The sequence below is a fragment of the Leisingera sp. ANG49 genome, assembly GCF_059694505.1.
On the sequence record NZ_JCATZN010000002.1, the window covers coordinates 560,040 to 576,453 of the forward strand.

The following is a 16,414-nucleotide window of genomic DNA, read 5'->3' on the forward strand; positions in this document are numbered from 1 at the left end:
TCCGGCGGCCATGAGCGCATCGGCGGAGGAGGCCTCCGACGATGCCTTGCTCGTGCTCTATGCGAATGGAGACGGGCGGGCCGCGGCAGAGCTGACCGCGCGGCTGGGGCCGCGGGTCTTTGGCGTTGCGATGCGGGTGATGGGGATCCGTGCCGAGGCCGAGGATGTGACCCAGGAGGCGATGCTTCGCCTGTGGAAGATGGCGCCGGACTGGCGGCCGGGCGAGGCGCAGGTGTCGACCTGGCTGTACCGGGTGGCGATGAACCTGTGCATCGACCGCAAGCGGCGCGCCCGCGGCGGGTATGTGGATCTGGACGCGGTGCCGGAACCGCCGGACCCGGGCCGCTCGGCGGCGGAGCAGATGCAGGAAGGGGCGCGGCAGGTTGCGCTGCAGGCCGCCCTGATGCAATTGCCGGAGCGGCAGCGGCAGGCGGTGGTGCTGCGGCACCTGGAGGAGCTTTCCAATCCGGAGATTGCCGGGATCATGGACATCAGCGTCGAGGCGGTGGAAAGTCTGACCGCCCGGGGCAAACGGGCGCTGGCCGCGGCACTGGCCGGGCGGCGCGAAGAGTTGGGGTATAGCGATGGCTGACACGAATAAAGCACAGGAGGAGCTGGAGGATCTGTTTGCCGCGGCACGCAGCGAGCGGCCCGCGGTGCCGGAGCATCTGAGCGCTGCCATCCTGGCGGACGCAGCGCGGGAGCAAGCGGGTTTTCAGGCGGCGCGGCCAGCGCGGGCGGCCCGGCAGCCGCTGTGGCGGCAGCTGATCGAGGCGGTCGGCGGCTGGCCCGCGATGGGCGGGCTGGCGGCGGCCAGCGCGGCGGGCCTGTGGATCGGGGTGGCGCCGCCCTCCTTTGTGCCGGATCCGGTGGCGCTGGCCGGCTATGAGGACAGCGGCAGCGCGTTTGCCGATGAAAGCTATGACATGGCGCTGATGCTGAGCGAGGACCTGCAATGAATGCGGAGGGAAAACCCGGAATGAAGCTGTGGCTGAAACTGCTGCTGGCGGCTTCGCTGGCGCTGAACCTGGCAGTGATCGGCATCGCCGCCGGGGCGGCCTGGCGGTTCGGCGGCAAGGACAGGCACTGGCAGCGGCCGCCGTCGGTCGGGGCGATGATCTTCCGCGAGCTGGACCCCGGCACCCGCAAGGCGCTGCGGCAGGAAGCCGGCGGCGGCCATGGCAGCTTTGTGAGGCGCCGTCATGCAGAAGGCGAAGCAGTTGTTGCGGCGCTGCGCAGCGAGACGTTTGATGGTGCGGCCCTGCTGGCGCTGTTGCGGGCGCAGGCTGAGGCACGCCATGAATTCCACACCAAGGTGCAGGAGGCCTGGGTGCGCAAGCTGGAAGCGATGACGCCGGAGGAGCGGAGGGAGTTTGCCGGCCGCATGGAAGAACGCATGCAGCGCCGCGGAAAGGGCAAGCGGCACGGCTGGCGCGAGGCGGAATAGGCCGGCAGAATCACTCGGGCGCCATTGCCGTTTGCTGCGGGCTGCACGAGCAATGCGGCAGCGTTTCACCTATCAGATGACTGTAGCGTCTTACGGTTGAAAGGCGCAGCGCCCTCAGATTGCAAATTGCCTGATCAAGTGCTGTGCAGCCTGTCCCCCGTTGCTTTGATGGATCTCCTGCAGAAGAATCTGCCTAGGGGGCACGTGGCACACCTGCGCCCCGGCAGCTGGCGAACCGGGTAGGACCAGTGGTGCCAGGCCCCGTTTAAGTCCCAAAGAAAAGGGGAAACGGTCCAGAATGGAAGGAATTGAAGAGGCCGCAGCGGATGTTCTGGCGATTGCAGAGCGTCAGGATCTTAAGCCGCAGGAGAAGATAATACGTCTGCTTGCCTGCGGGAACGAACTGTTCAAAACAGCGTCGGCCTTGGTGAGTAATGTTCGCGGCTGCAGGTATGTTGTCATGTACTGCGTGTCGGACGAGGTTGAAGTCGATCCCGGCACCGAATTCGGTTTGGGGGACACCTATTGTGTCCACACCCTGAACGCAGAGGCACCTCTGGCGTTTCACAAGGCGGGCAGTTCTGAGATCGCCGGGCACCCCTGTTACGAAATGTTCCGGCTGGAAACTTACATCGGTGCGCCGATCAAAATCGGCGGCACGCCTTGGGGAACGGTCAACTTCACCGCCATTGAGGCCCGCGAACCGTTTGCGCCACCTGAACTGGAAATGATGGCGGCGCTGAGCGAGGCGGTTGGCAGGGAGCTGATTGCTGCCGGTCAGGCGGCCTGAGTGCACTCGGGCGTTAGGGTCACCTGATTGCGGCCTGCGTCTTTCGCATCATAGAGCGCCTGATCGGCCTTTTCGACCAGTGCGGCGGTGCTGCTGTCGTGGCCCGCACCGCCCATTACCGCACCGATGCTGATGGTCACCTTGACCGGTTCGTCGGCGCCGGGCAGTTGGAACGGGGTGCTGTTGATGGCGTTGCAGAGAGCAATCGCGGCGAGGCCGGCCTCGGCCTCGGTGGCGCCGGGCAGCACCGCCATGAACTCCTCGCCGCCGACCCGGGCCAGGAGGTCCGCCGGGTGCAGCACCGCCTGCATGCGGCGGGCGGCCTCGATCAGCACGGCATCTCCGGCCGGGTGGCCGTAGACATCGTTGATCCGCTTGAAGTGGTCGAGATCGGCCAGCATGACGGCAAACTTCTCGCCGGTCTCAGATGCGGAATGCGCCACACGGTCGAGGAAAGGCTTGGCGTAGCGGCGGTTGTACAGCCCGGTCATCGGGTCCAGGTTGGCAGCGCGCAGCCCGTTGCGGACGCTGTCGCGCAGCACGTCATTGCGGGCTTTCTGCTGTAGCTGCGTGTTGAGGCGCAGGGCGAGCTCCTCGACGTCGAACCCGGTCTGCAGCACGTCATGGGCGCCGCGGTCCAGCGCCTCTGCCGCGATGTTCGGATCGGCGGGGTTGGGCACCGCGATCACCACCGATTTGCGGGTGGCGGCGCGGGCGCGCAGGTCGGCCAGCAGGCGCAACCCGGGGCCGGCCGAGGCCTCGTTCAGTTCAATGATGATGGCATCCGCCACCGGCGCCTGCATTAGCCCCTGGATGTCGCTGATGGCATGGGTGCGCAGGGCATAGGGCAGGCGGTCCGAGAGATGGTCGCGCCAGGCCATGGCGGTGCGCGGATCCTCGGCCACCAGCGCGACGGTGGCATTGCGCAGGTTCTCTGAGCAGGCGCGGTCGCACAGCGGCAGGATGAACCCGTGCGAGGCGTCGCGCTGCAGGTTCAGCTCCTCGTTGGCGCTGCGGGCGCGCAGCAGGCTGCGGATGCGGGCCTGCAGGATCACGTCGTCCACCGGCTGCTGCAGCACATCGTCAATACCCGCAGCCAGCGCCTGCAGCCGTGCCTGATGCCCCTCCCAGTCGGAGACGGCAATCACCGGCAGATCGGCAAGCGCCTCATCCGCTGCCAGAGCCTGTTTGACATCGGCCGCGGTGCCATCGGGCAGGGACATGGCGGTGAGCACAAGGTCGGGGCGGCACTGCCGTGCAGTTTGCAGCACCTCAGCCACGCTGCCGGCCTGGACGGCATCGTAGTAGGCAGCCGCCAGCTGCACCTTCAGCATAATGCGGTTGGTGGAGACGCCGTCGATGACCAGGATAGTGCCTTGCACGCGGTATCCTTTCGCCCCTTGCAAATCCTATGACTGGAAGTTTTGCTGAGACTGGTTAAAAAACCCTTTCGGATTTTTACTAAATTGGCCGCAAAACGGCAGGAGTGTGGAGAACATGCGGATATCCGCTTATGCAGCTGAAACGCTGGCGCTCAAGGCTTTGGCCTGGCTGGCTGGAAATGATGAGCTTTTACCGGTGTTTCTGGGCGCCACCGGCGCCAGCGAGGCGGATCTGCGGGCACAGGCGGCGGAACCGGCGTTTCTGGGCTCGGTGCTTGATTTCTTAACGATGGATGATGCCTGGGTGATGCAGTTCTGCGATTCCGAAGGGCTGGCTTATGAGCTGCCGATGCAGGCGCGGATGTCGCTTCCAGGCGGTGCGCAGGTGAACTGGACTTGAGAATGGTTGAGGCGGGCCCTAGGGTCCTGCCCGAATCCCGCGGAGAAAGGACCCGCCATGCCGGTAGACGCTTTCCTGTTCGACAAGGACGGAACCCTGTTCGACTTTGCCGCCACCTGGGATGGCTGGGCCGCCGATCTTCTGGACGCCCTTGCCAGGGGGGACCAGACGGCCAAAAAGGCAATGGCCGAGGCGATCAGCTATGACCTGGAGCGCGAGGCGTTCAATCCGGACAGCCTGGTGATTGCCAGTTCCAACGACGAAGTTGCTGAGGCCCTTGCCCCCTATGTTGCGCATATGAGCCTTGCAGAGCTGACGGACTTCCTGGCGCAGAGCGCCTCGGACGCGGATTTGGCGCCGGCAGTGCCGCTGGCGGAATTTCTCGACGGCCTGCTGGCGCGCGGCAAGGTGCTGGGCGTGATGACCAACGACGCCGAGTTTTCCGCCAAGAGCCAATTGCAGCGGGCCGGTGTGCTGGACCGGTTCGCCTTTGTCGCGGGCTGCGACAGCGGCCATGGCGCCAAGCCGGACCCGGATCCGCTGCTGGCGTTCTGCAAGGCGGCAGGCGTTGAGCCTGCACGCACCGCAATGGTGGGCGACAGCCGCCACGACCTGGAGGCCGGCGCGGCCGCGGGGATGCTGCGGATCGGGGTTCTGACCGGCATGGCGCTGCGCGAGGAACTGCTGCCGCACGCGGATACCGTGCTGCCGGACATCGGCCATATCCCCGGCTGGCTGGACCGCTGAGCCGCTGTTGCCCCGCGGCGCGCAACTTCCTGAAGGACTGCCGGCGTACTGGGCTTGTGCGCCGGCATTTCTATGTGTCAGACTAGTCACATGTGTACAGAAGTGGCCAACCACGGCAGTTGATAGGGTGAAAACGACAGCCGAAGTCGTGAACGGACAGGTTCAGGACGGCGGGACTGGCACAGTTGGCAGCTAGCAGCACGTTGCAAATTCGAACTCAGGGAGGCCGGCATGGCAGAGACAGGCGCACGCAAACGGCGGGGCGGGGGCAGGGCAGGCGCGGCGGCCCGGCGCGGCAGCGAGGTGCTGGAGCAGATGCCCTGGCAGATTCCGGTCAACATCGACCGGCCGACCGAACCGCTGAGCGAGGAGGGCATTCAGGCGATCCACGAGGGCGCCATGCGGATCCTGGAGGAGATCGGCGTGGTGTTCCTGAACCCGGAAGCGCTGGAGATCTTCAAAGAGGCCGGCGTCAGGGTCGAGGGCGAGCTGGTCAGGATGGACCGCGATTTCGTGATGGAGATGGTGGGTAAGGCGCCGCGCGAATTTTCGATCACGCCGCGGAACCCGGACCGCACCATTCCGCTGGGCGGCAACCATATCCTGTTCGGCAACGTGTCCTCGCCGCCGAATTACTGGGACATGGAGCTGAACAAGAAGGTGGCAGGCAACCGGGAGCAGTGCCGCAATCTTCTGAAGCTGACCCAGTACTTCAACTGCATCCACTTTGCCGGCGGCTACCCGGTGGAGCCGGTGGACATCCATGCCTCGGTCCGCCACCTGGATGTGCTTTATGACAAGCTGACCATCACCGACAAGGCGATGCACGCCTATTCGCTGGGCAAGGAGCGTGTCGAGGATGTGATGGAGATGGTGCGGATTGCCGGTGGCCTGAGCCACGAGGAGTTCGAGGCCAAGCCGCGGATGTACACCAATATCAACTCCACCTCGCCGCTGAAGCACGACTTCCCGATGATCGACGGCTGCCTGCGGCTGGCGCGGCGCGGGCAGGCGATTGTGGTGTCACCCTTCACCCTGGCCGGTGCAATGGCGCCTGTGACCATGGCGGGCGCAGTGGCGCAGTCGATTGCCGAAAGCCTGTGCGCGATTGCGCTGTTCCAGTACGTGCGTCCCGGCACGCCCTGCGTGATCGGCACCTTCACGTCGAACGTGGACATGAAATCGGGCGCGCCGGCCTTCGGCACGCCGGAGTACATGCGCTCGACCCAGATGACCGGGCAGATGGCGCGCTTTTACGGGCTGCCGATGCGGTCGTCGGGCGTCTGCGCCGCCAATGTGCCGGACGGGCAGGCGGTCTGGGAAACCTCGAATTCGCTTTGGGCAGCGGTGCAGTCGGGCACCAACATGGTCTATCACGCGGCCGGCTGGCTGGAGGGCGGGCTGATCGCCAGCCCCGAGAAGTTCATCATGGATTGTGAAATCCTGCAGCAGATCGAGCGCTACATGCAGCCGCAAATTGCTGCCACCGGGCCGGAAGAGATTGCGCTGGATGCGATCAAGGAGGTCGGCAATGACGGCCATTTCTTCGGCATCCAGCACACCCAGGACCGCTATGCCTCGGCCTTCTACCAGCCGTTCCTGAGCGACTGGCGCAACTATGAGGCCTGGGAGGCGGCCGGCGCCACCTGGACCGCGGAGCGAGCGCATAAGATGTTCAAGGAGATCATCGGCAGTTTCGAGGAACCGCCGATGGATGCCGGGATCCGGGATGAACTGGCGGATTTTGTGGCCCGGAGGAAAGCGGAAGGCGGAGCGCCCACTGATTTTTGAGCCTTGGATCAGGCAGTAGAAGCGGAGGCAGCGCCTCCGCTTTTTTTTGTGTCCGCAGCCCGACGGTAAGAAACCGCCGGCTTGCAGCCGCGGGCTTGTCACCGCGGGGCCGCGGGTTCAGTAGTGAGCAGTGGAACGTCATTTGGAGCCGGAGGCAGCTGCTGTGAATCTGATCTGCCTGCGCCAGAAGTGATTGGCCAGCGCAGCGGTTGGCATATAATGGCCGGACGGTGTGCGGGGGTAGCGGATGCTGAGGGTGCAGGTTTCGTGCTAGGGGAAGAAAAAGCGGAAAATTCGTGCGTTAATTGCCGGGTGCTCCTGCTTTGTTGGGTCTTTCTTAACCAGCAGGCGTCAAGACTGTGCCATGGGCAAAGAGGGGCCATTGCATGCACGGTCTGATCAACAGGGCGATTCAGGCTTTTGTGACGAGTACCTACGGGGCTGACCGCTGGGAAGAGGTCATGGAAGAGGCCGGACTCGGTTTTATCGAGTTCGAGGCAATGCTGTATTATAGCGAAGAACAATCCGGCCTGATGCTGTCGGCGATGGAAAAAGTCCTGGCCCGCCCGCTGCCGGAAATGCTGGAGGACATGGGAACCTTCCTGGTGTCCAACCCGCAGGTGGAAGCGCTGCGGCGGCTGCTGCGGTTTGGCGGCGTGAACTATGTGGAATTCCTGCATTCGCTGGATGATCTGCCGGACCGTGCGCGGCTGGCGGTTTCGGATCTGCATCTGCCCGGGCTGGAACTGCTGGAGCAGGCACCCGACCAGTTCGAACTGATTTGCCAGCCGGGGCTGCCGGGGTATGCGCATGTTCTGATGGGGGTTCTGCGGGCTATGGCGGATGACTATGGCGATCTGGTGTTTCTGGATCACAGCGGCATCCATGGCGGCGCCGAGGTGATTTCCATCACCCTGGTGGAAACCAAATTCGCCGCCGGGCGGGAATTCGATCTGGGGGCGCATTCGTTATGATGACACTCCAGCAACTGACCGGAATGGCAGATGTAATCTGCCCGATGTTTGTGATCGTGGACAACAAGGGCCGGATTGTGTCCGCCGGGCCGACCCTGAAAAAGCTGCGTCCGCGGCTGCATTGGGAAGGGCGGCGGTTCTTCCGCATCTTCGATCTTTCGCGGCCGCGCTCGGTGCGTTCTGTGGAGGATCTGCTGGCAGCTGCGGGCAGCAAGCTTCACCTGCAATTTCGGGACACGCCGCAGACCGGGCTCAAAGGAGTGTGCACGCCGCTGCCGGATGGGCAGGGCGCGTTCGTCAACCTGTCCTTCGGGATTTCCGTGCTGGAGGCGGTGCGGGACTACGATCTGACCAGCGCGGATTTTTCCCCCACCGATCTGACCATCGAAATGCTGTATCTGGTGGAGGCGAAATCCGCGGCGATGGAGGCCTCGCGGCAGCTGAACCTGCGGCTGCAGGGGGCCAAGATCGCCGCGGAGGAGCAGGCCTTTACCGACACGCTGACAGGCTTGAAGAACCGCCGGGCGATGGATCATGTGCTGACGCGGCTGATCAGCAGCGGCCGCGAGTTTGCGCTGATGCATCTGGACCTGGATTTCTTCAAGCAGGTCAATGATACGCTGGGCCATGCGGCGGGCGACGCGGTGCTGCAGCAGGCCGCGCGCCTGATGGTGGAATGCACCCGCCAGTCGGATACGGTTGCCCGGGTTGGCGGCGATGAATTTGTGATGATTCTTGAGGGCGTCCTGGACACCGGCAGGCTGGCGGCGATTGCGAAACGCCTCATCCAGCGGCTGGAAGAGCCGATCCCCTTTGGTGGTCAGACCTGCCGGATATCGGCCAGCGCCGGGACAACCCTGTCCACCTGGCAAAAAGTGCCGGACGCCCAGGTGCTGCTGAATCAGGCGGACTTGGCCTTGTATGCCGCCAAACGTGCCGGCCGGGCGCAGCATTGCTTCTACCGGGAGGGCATGGACAAAGCAGGCGGCGCCGGTGAAGAGGCTGCGGTGCCGTCCCAGTCAGCCGCAGCGCGCGGCCCGGCCACCTGAGGCAGGGCCGACGCACGCACTGGCATCAGCTTCCTGAAGCGTGCAAGGTACGAGCATTCTAAGGCATGAAAGTGATCAGAAGCTGCCCGCACATCGCCCTTGCGCTGTGCATTCGTCTTTTCTTTTGTTCGAGAAAAGTGGCAGCCCGTAGGGGAATCGAACCCCTCTTTCCAGGTTGAAAACCTGGCGTCCTAACCGATAGACGAACGGGCCACTCTGTTTGTGAGGCGGTGTTTACTGATTGCGCCGGCTGGGCGCAAGAGGATATTTGCAGAAATGTGAAGATTTTTTGCGTGCCGCCCTGCAGGACTAATTATCTGAAAACAAACGCAAAAAGCCGCGTTGTCAGCGCGTCTGGACTGTCTGTGTCTGGCGGGGAAGTGGCAGCCCGTAGGGGAATCGAACCCCTCTTTCCAGGTTGAAAACCTGGCGTCCTAACCGATAGACGAACGGGCCACTCTGTGCGTGAGCGGGTATTTAGTTATAAGCGCTGGAACCCGCAAGAGGAAAAATACGCATTCGCTCATTTTCTTATCCACAGGCTGCAAGTGCTTGAATTCTCACGCTTCGGCGGCGTCCTCCAGGCGCAGCTGGGGGCTTTGGCGGCCGCCCCAGGTGTTTATTTCCAGCCGTCCGGCGAAATGGAAGCGGGCACCGCCATGCTCCAGCAGGCGGGGGCCCAAGGCGGTGTCAAAGGCGCCAAAGCAGATCGCGTCCACGCCGCCGCCCATACCGTCACTGAGGGAAAGCTTCAGATGGCTTTCGCCCACTTTCTTGGCAAAGCGCACCTGCAGGTCCGGTAGCGCATATCGCGGGGCAGGGGCGCCGGCGCCGAAGGGGCCTGCCTGTTCTATCTGTTCGATCAGATCCACATTGGCAGCGCCGGGCATCAGAGCGCCGTCAAGCTTCAGGTCTGCCGGGCCGCCCTGGCCTGCACCCTGTTTGGCCAGCAGTTCGGACAGGCGCTCCATCGCCGGTTCCAGTTTATCGCGCATCACGGTGAGGCCCGCCGCCATCTTGTGGCCGCCGCCCTTGACCAGCAGGCCCTCAGCCGCAAGCCGCTGGATCGAGGCACCGAGGTCGACGCCGGACACGGACCGGCCGGAGCCTTTGCCCTCTTCGCCGTCAAAGCCGATCACGATGGCGGGCCGGTTGGCGGCCTCCTTGAGGCGGGAGGCGACGATGCCGACCACGCCGGGGTGCCAGCCCTCGCCCGCGGCCCAGACCAGAGGGGCCTCCAGCCCCCGTTCTTCGGCCTGCTCCAGCGCCGCTGCGCGCACGGCGTTTTCAATGTCGCGGCGTTCCGTGTTCAACTCGTCCAGCCGTTCGGCCAGGGCGGCGGCCTCATGCGGGTTGTCGGTGGACAGCAGACGGGCGCCGAGGTCGGCCTTGCCGATCCGCCCGCCGGCATTGACCCGTGGTCCCAGCAGGAAACCCAGGTGATAGGTGGAGGGCGCCGAATCCATGCGGGAGACATCGGAAAGCGCCACCAGCCCGGGACGGTTGCGGGCGCCCATCACCTTGAGCCCCTGGCGCACCAGAGCCCGGTTGGCGCCGATCAGCGGCGCCACATCCGCCACGGTGGCCAGCGCCACCAGATCGAGAAGCGCCATCAGATCCGGACCCTTGGCGCCTGCCTCGCGCATTTGGCGGCCCGCTTCGACCAGCATCAGGAACACCACGCCGGCGGCACAGAAATAGCCGAGGTCGCCGCTTTCGTCCTGCCGGTTGGGGTTCACCACCGCCACGCAGTCGGGCAGCGTTTCGCCGCCCAAGTGGTGGTCCAGCACGATCACGTCGGCGCCTTTGGCCGCGGCAATCGGCTCGTGGCTGAGCGTGCCGCAGTCGACACAGATGATCAGTTCATGGGCAGCTGCCAGTTCCTGCATGGCGGGCACGTTGGGGCCATAACCCTCGTCGATGCGGTCGGGGATGTAAAGCGTCGCCTGCAATCCCATCTGCCGCAGCCAGACCAAGAGCAGCGCGGCAGAGCTGCCGCCATCGACGTCATAGTCGGCAAAGACAGCGATCCGCTGCTTGCGCCGTACTGCTTCCAGAAACCGCCCGGCGGCGGCCTCCATGTCCTTCATCTCGCGCGGGTCGGGCAGCAGTTCCTTCAGCCTGGGCTCCAGGAACCCCTTGGCCTCCATCGCGGGAACGCCGCGCCGGGCCAGCACTTGGCAGACAGAGCGGGGCAGGCCGGTTTGCTGCGCCATCATCTCGGACGCGCGGTCCACCTCAACCCCCGGACCGACCCAGCGGCGCCCGGTCAGGGATTGCTCAACTCCCAGAAAACTCATCATCTGCCCCCATATGTAAAGGCCGGACCCAAATGGATCCGGCCCTTCTTCTTTGGTCAAATATTCCCGCCGGAGGCAGCGGCGTAAGCCGCTTCCCAGGCGCAGTGCCGGTTCACTTCTGGTGCGGTTCCAGCGGTGTGCGGTAGGACATGCGGCGCACAGAACCGGTCTTGGAACGCATCAGCAGGGTGGTGGTCTCAACCCAGCCCGGGGTGCGCTTGATGGCGGGCAACAGCGAGCCGCCGGTGACGCCGGTGGCGGCAAAGATCACGTCCTGGGTGACCATCTCGTCACGGGAATAGATGCGGTCCAGATCGGTGATGCCGGCCTTGGCGGCGCGGGACTTCTCGTCGTCGTTGCGGAACAGCAGACGGCCAAAGATCTGGCCGCCCATGCATTTCAGGGCCGCGGCAGCCAGCACGCCTTCAGGCGCGCCGCCCTGGCCCATATACATGTCGATGCCGGTCACATCGCTGTCGGCGCAATGCATGACGCCGGCCACGTCGCCGTCAGTGATCAGACGGATGGCGGCGCCGGTTTCACGCACTTCGGCGATCATCGCTTCGTGGCGCGGGCGCTCCAGGATGCAGACGGTGATGTCGGACGGCGCGCAGCCCTTGGCCTTGGCCAGTGCCTCGACGCGCTCGCGCGGGGACATGTCCAGCGAAACCACGTTTTCGGGGTAGCCCGGGCCAACTGCCAGCTTGTCCATGTAGGTGTCCGGCGCGTGCAGCATGGAGCCGCGCGGGCCCATGGCGATCACGGTCAGCGCGTTCGGCATGTCCTTGGCGGTCAGGGTGGTGCCTTCCAGCGGGTCCAGCGCGATGTCAACGCCGGGGCCGTTGCCGGTGCCGACTTCCTCGCCGATGTAGAGCATCGGGGCCTCGTCACGCTCGCCTTCGCCGATCACCACCACGCCGGCGATGTCCAGCAGGTTCAGCTGCTCGCGCATTGCGTTGACGGCGGCCTGGTCGGCGGCTTTCTCGTCGCCGCGGCCGATCAGCGAGGCAGAGGCCAGCGCGGCCTGCTCGGCAACGCGGGCAAGGCCCAGCGACAGCATGCGGTCATGAAAGGGCGCGTCAGAGGTGTTCGATGTCATACCGGAAATCCTGTCTCAACGGAAAAGATGTGAATGGGCGTTCCAAGCCGAATAGCGCGGGGCGGGGCAGGCTCGCAAGGGGCGATAGGCGCTGCTGCGGCAGGAAATCCCTGCCGCGGCGCGTAAATAGGCTCGATTTTGCCCCTTTGGCGCGGATCAGACCTCTTCGATGCGCAGGGCAACGGGGGTGCCGTCGACCACATCGGTGGCGGAAAGGCCCTCAAGCGCCGTGTCCAGGGTGGCGCGGGTGCATTTATGCGTCACGAACAGCACCGGCGCCACCGGCGCCTTATGGCTGTACTGGCGCATCCGGTCGATCGACACGCCGGCCTCGCCCAGAATGGCCGCGACTTTGGCGAGCGCGCCGGGTTTGTCCAGCAGCCCCATGCGCAGGTAGAACGGCGCAGGCAGGCCGGTTTGGGCGGCGGGCACTTCCTGCAGGGTGCTGGCGGGCTGGCCGAAGGTGGCAATGCGCAGGCCACGGGCGAGGTCAAGGATATCGCCCATCACCGCGCTGGCGGTGGGGCCTTCGCCGGCGCCGGGGCCGCGCAGCACGACCTGCTCGATGGAGTCGCCTTCGATCACCACCATGTTGGTGCCGCCTTCCAGCTGGCCCAGCGGCGAGTCGGCCGGCACCAGGCAGGGCGACATGCGCTGTTCCAGCCCGCGGGGCGAGCGCTGTGCCACGCCCAAGAGCTTGATGCGGTAGCCCATGTCGGCAGCGTCGCGGATATCCTCCAGCTGGATGCGCTGGATGCCTTCCAGTTCCACTTTTTCAAAGGCCGGTTTGGTGCCGAAGGCGATGGAGGCCAGCAGTGCTAGTTTGTGTCCCGCGTCGATGCCGCCAACGTCAAGGTTCGGGTCGGCTTCCAGATAGCCCAGGCGGCCGCATTCCTCGAACAGGGCGTTGTAGCCCTGGCCGGTGGCCTCCATTTGGGTCAGGATGTAGTTGCAGGTGCCGTTCATCACGCCCATGACGCGGGTGATTTCATTGCCGGCCAGGCCTTCGGTCAGGGATTTGATCACCGGGATGCCGCCGGCCACGGCGGCCTCGAAGCGGATCACCCGGCCTGCGGCCTCTGCCTGTTCCGCCAGTTCCTGGCCGTGGACCGCCAGCAGCGCCTTGTTGGCAGTGACCACATCCTTGCCTGCGGCCAGCGCGGCCTCGGTCGCGGCCTTGGCAGCGCCGTTATGGCCGCCCATCAGCTCGACAAACACATCGACGTCATCGCGCACGGCCAGCGCCACCGGGTCGTTTTCCCAAGCGTAGTCCTTGAGCGACACGCCGCGGTTCTTGTTCGGATTCCGTGCTGAAACCGCGGAGATCACGACAGGGCGTCCGGTCCTCGCCTCCAGCAGCGCCGCGTGGCGGCGGACGATCTTCACCACGCCGATGCCGACGGTGCCCAAGCCTGCAATCCCTAGGCGTAGCGGTTCTGTCATGGCTGGAGGTCCTTTGTCCGAAACTTGTCCGCCCCGCCTTAGCGGGTTCGGCGCAAGCGTGCAACGCCGCTGCGGAACAAGGCAGAGAGATGCAGGCAGGAATGCCGCGAAGCGGTCAGAGTTCGGCGTTTTTGACAGCTTCAGCGCGCCGTTTCAGGCGGGCGCTGCGGGCATCAAGCTCATCCTGAAGCTCCTGGCTGGCCTGCTGCGGCGGGTCCAGCGGCTCCAGCGCGTCATCCAGCGGCAGCAGGCGGGGATAATCCGCGCCGCGCAGGTCAGGCGTCAGCCGGTCCTCCAGCTCAGGCACACGGGTGCAGGCAGCGGCTGCCGTCACCGTCAGAATAAGTGCGATCCGTGTGCAAAACTGCATTGCCCAATCCCCATGCTCTGCAGGACCGGTTTTAGGGGCTCCTGCGGGCTGGCACAATTGATTTCCCGCAGCTTCCGGGGGATGGTCCGGCGGCAGTGTGCTGACAGATAAGCGAACCGGCGGCATTCGCTCTTTTTTCTGAACATCTGTTCAGTTATTGTCGGCCCATGGCACGTACCCAAGGTTCCCATTCCGATATCACCGGCCCGCGCATCCGAGAGGCGGCTTTGCGGCTGTTTGCGCAGCATGGCTATGCTGCTGTCTCAATGCGCCAGATCGCCAAGGAGGTCGGGGTGCAGGCCGGAGCGCTCTACAATTACACGCCGGACAAGCAGAGCCTGCTGTTCAGCCTGATGTCCAGCCACATGGAAGAGCTGCAGGCCGCCTGGGACGCGGTGCCGCGGGCGGAAAGCGCGCTGGAGCGGCTGCGCGCGTTCACCGGCTTTCACATCCGCTTTCACCTGGAGCGCCCGGATGCGGTGTTCATCGCCTATATGGAACTGCGCAACCTGACGGAGGAGAATTTCACCGTCATCGAATCGCTGCGCCGGGATTACGAGAACGGGGTGGAAGGGATCCTGAAGGAAGGTGTGGAGCAGGGTGAGTTTGCCATTCCCGACACCAAGATCGCGACACTGGCGGTGATTGCGATGCTGAATGGGGTCAACACCTGGTACCGCTCTGAAGGCCGGCTGTCGCTGGACGAGGTGGAGCGGGTCTATTGGGGCATGGTGGAAAAGGCGGTCAGCACATGAGTCTGCTAGAGCTGAAAACCAAGCGGCTTCAGGCGGCGCCGTGGCAGGATCTGACGGCAGTGGAGCTGGCGGGGCTGTTTGCCCCGAAGGTGGTGCAGTGGCTGCCTGCCGGGTTTCAGACGGCGCAGGACCACGGCGCGCGGCAGGCCTTTCTGCAAGCGGTGTCGCAGCAGGCCGAAGCGGTGGCATTGAGCAATACGGCAGGTGAGGGTATCGGGCTGGTCATCCTGTCTTATCCTGAGGACGGCAGCAAAACCCGCAACCTTGGCTATCTGTTTGCCGAGGATGCCTGGGGGCAGGGCCTGGCGAGCGAGCTCATCAGCGGCTTGCAGGCGTATTTCCGCGGCAGCGGCATCACCTTGTCCGGTGGTGTCATGCGGGAGAACGCGGCCTCCGCAAGGGTTCTGGAAAAAGCTGGTTTTTCGCCAAAGCGCGCCGGTGAGGAGATTGTCTACAGCTGGGCTGAAGGCGGCTGAAGCCCGGGTCAGCTCAGCAGCCCGATCATGTCGTAGTGATCGATCTGGCGGCTCAGCACCATCGGGTCCTCTTCGGGCAGCACATGCGGCTGCTCCCAGTCCTCGCCTGCGAAGGCCTGCAGCGCCTCGACGCTTTCCCAGACCATCACCACACAGAATGTGGCGGGAGACTCGGGCCGCGGCAGCCCGGCGGTCACCGACACAAGCCCGGGCTGGCGGCGCACATGCGGCACCGCGGTATCAGTCAGAAAATTCTTGAAATCCTGAATCTTGTCGTCGCGGACGGTGGCACGGAACACCCGGATGATCATCACTCCCCCCATCGGTTACTGGACAGGGGGAGTATAGCACATCAGTGGCGCCGATTGGCAGGCGATCCGGTTAGTGCGCGGGCTTGATAAACGTCCCGTTACGCAGGTCGCGGAAGGCTTGGTGCAGCTGCTCCTGCGTGTTCATCACGATTGGCCCGTGCCAGGCCACCGGCTCATTGATCGGCGCGCCGGCGATCAGCAGGAAGCGCACGCCTTGGGGGCCCGCCTGCACGGTGATCTCGTCGCCGGTGCCGAAACGGATCAGGGTGCGGTCGCCGGACAGATCGCGGATGTTGACCTCCTGGCCTGCGACCTCTTTCTCCAGCAGCACGCCTTGCGGGGCTGAGGCATCGGCAAACGCAGCCTCGCCCTCGAACACATAGGCAAAGGCGCGGCGGTAGGTGTCGATCGGCAGGGACTTTTTGACGCCAGCGGGAACGTGAACGTCCAAGTACTGCGGGTCGGCGGCGATGCCGTCGACCAGGCCGCGCTTGCCCCAGAAATCGCCGGCAATCACTTTCACCCGGGTGCCGTCGTCGTCGATGATCTCGGGGATGTCGGTGCCCTTGATGTCCTGATAGCGCGGCGCGGTCATCTTCTGGCTGGCGGGCAGGTTGCCCCACAGCTGGAAGCCGTGCATCTGGCCCTTGGCGTTGCCCGTGGGCATTTCCTGGTGCAGAATGCCGGACCCGGCGGTCATCCACTGCACGTCGCCCGCACCCAAAGTGCCCGCATTGCCCAGCGAGTCGCCATGTTCCACGGAACCGGCCAGCACATAGGTGATGGTCTCGATGCCGCGGTGCGGGTGCCAGGGGAAGCCGCGCAGGTAGTCCTCCGGGTTTTCGTTGCGGAAGTCGTCGAACAGCAGGAACGGGTCCAGCTCCGACGGATCCTGGAAGCCGAAGGCGCGGTGCAGCTTGACGCCGGCGCCCTCGGTGTGGGGCTGGGCAGCGCGGGTTTCGAGAATGGGTCTGAGGGACATCTCAATGCCTCCTGTAAACGTTGACTGCGGCTAAGATAGGATGTGCGCCGCCACCGTGAAACCTGTCGCCGGACACGCGGACTGTGCGCAGGTGAACA

General features: G+C 64.7%; 18 protein-coding genes and 2 tRNA genes. 11 read left to right on the forward strand and 9 right to left on the reverse strand.

Annotated features, from left to right (window positions below; genetic code table 11):
• Positions 1-10 precede the first annotated feature (10 nt).
• From AC58NV_RS09080 to AC58NV_RS09095, 4 genes are all read left to right on the forward strand, one after another.
• A complete protein-coding gene (locus tag AC58NV_RS09080; protein WP_497226839.1) occupies positions 11-592 on the forward strand; it encodes an RNA polymerase sigma factor in 582 nt (193 codons plus the stop codon).
• Positions 585-959 (forward strand): hypothetical protein, encoded by a 375-nt coding sequence (locus AC58NV_RS09085; protein WP_497226840.1) that lies wholly within the window; start codon positions 585-587, stop codon positions 957-959. The genes AC58NV_RS09080 and AC58NV_RS09085 overlap by 8 nt, the downstream gene beginning before the upstream one ends.
• Before the next feature lie 20 nt (positions 960-979).
• Positions 980-1,447 carry a periplasmic heavy metal sensor gene (locus tag AC58NV_RS09090; RefSeq protein ID WP_497226841.1) on the forward strand — a complete coding sequence of 156 codons (468 nt, stop codon included), beginning with the start codon at positions 980-982 and terminating at the stop codon, positions 1,445-1,447.
• A 298-nt stretch (positions 1,448-1,745) separates the two neighbouring features.
• Positions 1,746-2,237 (forward strand): GAF domain-containing protein, encoded by a 492-nt coding sequence (locus AC58NV_RS09095; protein WP_366659395.1) that lies wholly within the window; start codon positions 1,746-1,748, stop codon positions 2,235-2,237.
• Here the strand turns inward: AC58NV_RS09095 and AC58NV_RS09100 are convergent.
• Positions 2,225-3,619, reverse strand: coding sequence for a diguanylate cyclase domain-containing protein (locus AC58NV_RS09100; protein ID WP_497226842.1), 1,395 nt, complete (start codon positions 3,617-3,619; stop codon positions 2,225-2,227). The genes AC58NV_RS09095 and AC58NV_RS09100 overlap by 13 nt on opposite strands.
• A gap of 115 nt (positions 3,620-3,734) precedes the next feature.
• Between AC58NV_RS09100 and AC58NV_RS09105 the strand changes: the two genes are divergently transcribed.
• The 5 genes from AC58NV_RS09105 (at position 3,735) to AC58NV_RS09125 (ending at position 8,580) form a co-directional block, all read left to right on the forward strand.
• Positions 3,735-4,019 carry a DUF3572 domain-containing protein gene (locus tag AC58NV_RS09105; protein WP_497226843.1) on the forward strand — a complete coding sequence of 95 codons (285 nt, stop codon included), beginning with the start codon at positions 3,735-3,737 and terminating at the stop codon, positions 4,017-4,019.
• Positions 4,020-4,076: 57 nt separating this feature from the next.
• Positions 4,077-4,766: an HAD family hydrolase gene (locus AC58NV_RS09110; RefSeq protein WP_497226844.1), complete on the forward strand. Its 690-nt coding sequence runs from the start codon at positions 4,077-4,079 to the stop codon at positions 4,764-4,766.
• 231 nt (positions 4,767-4,997) lie between these two features.
• Positions 4,998-6,557 carry a trimethylamine methyltransferase family protein gene (locus tag AC58NV_RS09115; RefSeq protein ID WP_497226845.1) on the forward strand — a complete coding sequence of 520 codons (1,560 nt, stop codon included), beginning with the start codon at positions 4,998-5,000 and terminating at the stop codon, positions 6,555-6,557.
• 386 nt (positions 6,558-6,943) lie between these two features.
• Positions 6,944-7,531 (forward strand): heme NO-binding domain-containing protein, encoded by a 588-nt coding sequence (locus tag AC58NV_RS09120; RefSeq protein WP_497226846.1) that lies wholly within the window; start codon positions 6,944-6,946, stop codon positions 7,529-7,531.
• A complete protein-coding gene (locus AC58NV_RS09125) occupies positions 7,528-8,580 on the forward strand; it encodes a diguanylate cyclase domain-containing protein (RefSeq protein ID WP_497226847.1) in 1,053 nt (350 codons plus the stop codon). The genes AC58NV_RS09120 and AC58NV_RS09125 overlap by 4 nt, the downstream gene beginning before the upstream one ends.
• Before the next feature lie 138 nt (positions 8,581-8,718).
• Here the strand turns inward: AC58NV_RS09125 and AC58NV_RS09130 are convergent.
• The 6 genes from AC58NV_RS09130 to AC58NV_RS09155 form a co-directional block, all read right to left on the reverse strand.
• Positions 8,719-8,793: transfer RNA gene (locus tag AC58NV_RS09130), tRNA-Glu, on the reverse strand.
• 168 nt (positions 8,794-8,961) lie between these two features.
• Positions 8,962-9,036 (reverse strand) — tRNA-Glu (locus AC58NV_RS09135).
• Positions 9,037-9,140: 104 nt separating this feature from the next.
• Entirely contained in the window at positions 9,141-10,880 is a 1,740-nt protein-coding gene (gene recJ / locus AC58NV_RS09140; protein WP_497226848.1) for a single-stranded-DNA-specific exonuclease RecJ, read from the reverse strand.
• 112 nt (positions 10,881-10,992) lie between these two features.
• On the reverse strand, positions 10,993-11,979 hold the full coding sequence (gene glpX / locus AC58NV_RS09145) for a class II fructose-bisphosphatase (protein WP_497226849.1): 987 nt from the start codon (positions 11,977-11,979) through the stop codon (positions 10,993-10,995).
• Positions 11,980-12,135: 156 nt separating this feature from the next.
• Positions 12,136-13,422, reverse strand: coding sequence for a homoserine dehydrogenase (locus tag AC58NV_RS09150; RefSeq protein ID WP_497226850.1), 1,287 nt, complete (start codon positions 13,420-13,422; stop codon positions 12,136-12,138).
• Between the two features lie 115 nt (positions 13,423-13,537).
• On the reverse strand, positions 13,538-13,792 hold the full coding sequence (locus AC58NV_RS09155) for a hypothetical protein (RefSeq protein ID WP_497226851.1): 255 nt from the start codon (positions 13,790-13,792) through the stop codon (positions 13,538-13,540).
• Positions 13,793-13,959: 167 nt separating this feature from the next.
• On the opposite strand from AC58NV_RS09155, the gene AC58NV_RS09160 reads away from it, so the two are divergent.
• Both AC58NV_RS09160 and AC58NV_RS09165 read left to right on the forward strand, forming a co-directional pair.
• Positions 13,960-14,547 carry a TetR/AcrR family transcriptional regulator gene (locus AC58NV_RS09160; RefSeq protein WP_366659379.1) on the forward strand — a complete coding sequence of 196 codons (588 nt, stop codon included), beginning with the start codon at positions 13,960-13,962 and terminating at the stop codon, positions 14,545-14,547.
• A complete protein-coding gene (locus AC58NV_RS09165; protein ID WP_497226852.1) occupies positions 14,544-15,023 on the forward strand; it encodes a GNAT family N-acetyltransferase in 480 nt (159 codons plus the stop codon). The genes AC58NV_RS09160 and AC58NV_RS09165 overlap by 4 nt, the downstream gene beginning before the upstream one ends.
• An 8-nt stretch (positions 15,024-15,031) precedes the next feature.
• Here the strand turns inward: AC58NV_RS09165 and AC58NV_RS09170 are convergent, their stop codons facing one another.
• Together AC58NV_RS09170 and AC58NV_RS09175 are read right to left on the reverse strand one after the other, a co-directional pair.
• Entirely contained in the window at positions 15,032-15,334 is a 303-nt protein-coding gene (locus tag AC58NV_RS09170; protein WP_497226853.1) for an antibiotic biosynthesis monooxygenase family protein, read from the reverse strand.
• Between the two features lie 70 nt (positions 15,335-15,404).
• Entirely contained in the window at positions 15,405-16,316 is a 912-nt protein-coding gene (locus AC58NV_RS09175) for a pirin family protein (RefSeq protein WP_497226854.1), read from the reverse strand.
• Positions 16,317-16,414 lie beyond the last annotated feature (98 nt).

What these genes read in the sequence shown, in the direction of transcription:
- AC58NV_RS09080 (WP_497226839.1), top strand. Translation starts at nt 11, where the DNA reads ATGAGCGCATCGGCGGAGGAGGCCTCCGACGATGCCTTGCTCGTGCTC.
- AC58NV_RS09085 (WP_497226840.1), top strand. Translation starts at nt 585, where the DNA reads ATGGCTGACACGAATAAAGCACAGGAGGAGCTGGAGGATCTGTTTGCC.
- AC58NV_RS09090 (WP_497226841.1), top strand. Translation starts at nt 980, where the DNA reads ATGAAGCTGTGGCTGAAACTGCTGCTGGCGGCTTCGCTGGCGCTGAAC.
- AC58NV_RS09095 (WP_366659395.1), top strand. Translation starts at nt 1,746, where the DNA reads ATGGAAGGAATTGAAGAGGCCGCAGCGGATGTTCTGGCGATTGCAGAG.
- AC58NV_RS09105 (WP_497226843.1), top strand. Translation starts at nt 3,735, where the DNA reads ATGCGGATATCCGCTTATGCAGCTGAAACGCTGGCGCTCAAGGCTTTG.
- AC58NV_RS09110 (WP_497226844.1), top strand. Translation starts at nt 4,077, where the DNA reads ATGCCGGTAGACGCTTTCCTGTTCGACAAGGACGGAACCCTGTTCGAC.
- AC58NV_RS09115 (WP_497226845.1), top strand. Translation starts at nt 4,998, where the DNA reads ATGGCAGAGACAGGCGCACGCAAACGGCGGGGCGGGGGCAGGGCAGGC.
- AC58NV_RS09120 (WP_497226846.1), top strand. Translation starts at nt 6,944, where the DNA reads ATGCACGGTCTGATCAACAGGGCGATTCAGGCTTTTGTGACGAGTACC.
- AC58NV_RS09125 (WP_497226847.1), top strand. Translation starts at nt 7,528, where the DNA reads ATGATGACACTCCAGCAACTGACCGGAATGGCAGATGTAATCTGCCCG.
- recJ (WP_497226848.1), bottom strand. Translation starts at nt 10,880, where the DNA reads ATGAGTTTTCTGGGAGTTGAGCAATCCCTGACCGGGCGCCGCTGGGTC.
- glpX (WP_497226849.1), bottom strand. Translation starts at nt 11,979, where the DNA reads ATGACATCGAACACCTCTGACGCGCCCTTTCATGACCGCATGCTGTCG.
- AC58NV_RS09150 (WP_497226850.1), bottom strand. Translation starts at nt 13,422, where the DNA reads ATGACAGAACCGCTACGCCTAGGGATTGCAGGCTTGGGCACCGTCGGC.
- AC58NV_RS09155 (WP_497226851.1), bottom strand. Translation starts at nt 13,792, where the DNA reads ATGCAGTTTTGCACACGGATCGCACTTATTCTGACGGTGACGGCAGCC.
- AC58NV_RS09160 (WP_366659379.1), top strand. Translation starts at nt 13,960, where the DNA reads ATGGCACGTACCCAAGGTTCCCATTCCGATATCACCGGCCCGCGCATC.
- AC58NV_RS09165 (WP_497226852.1), top strand. Translation starts at nt 14,544, where the DNA reads ATGAGTCTGCTAGAGCTGAAAACCAAGCGGCTTCAGGCGGCGCCGTGG.
- AC58NV_RS09170 (WP_497226853.1), bottom strand. Translation starts at nt 15,334, where the DNA reads ATGATCATCCGGGTGTTCCGTGCCACCGTCCGCGACGACAAGATTCAG.
- AC58NV_RS09175 (WP_497226854.1), bottom strand. Translation starts at nt 16,316, where the DNA reads ATGTCCCTCAGACCCATTCTCGAAACCCGCGCTGCCCAGCCCCACACC.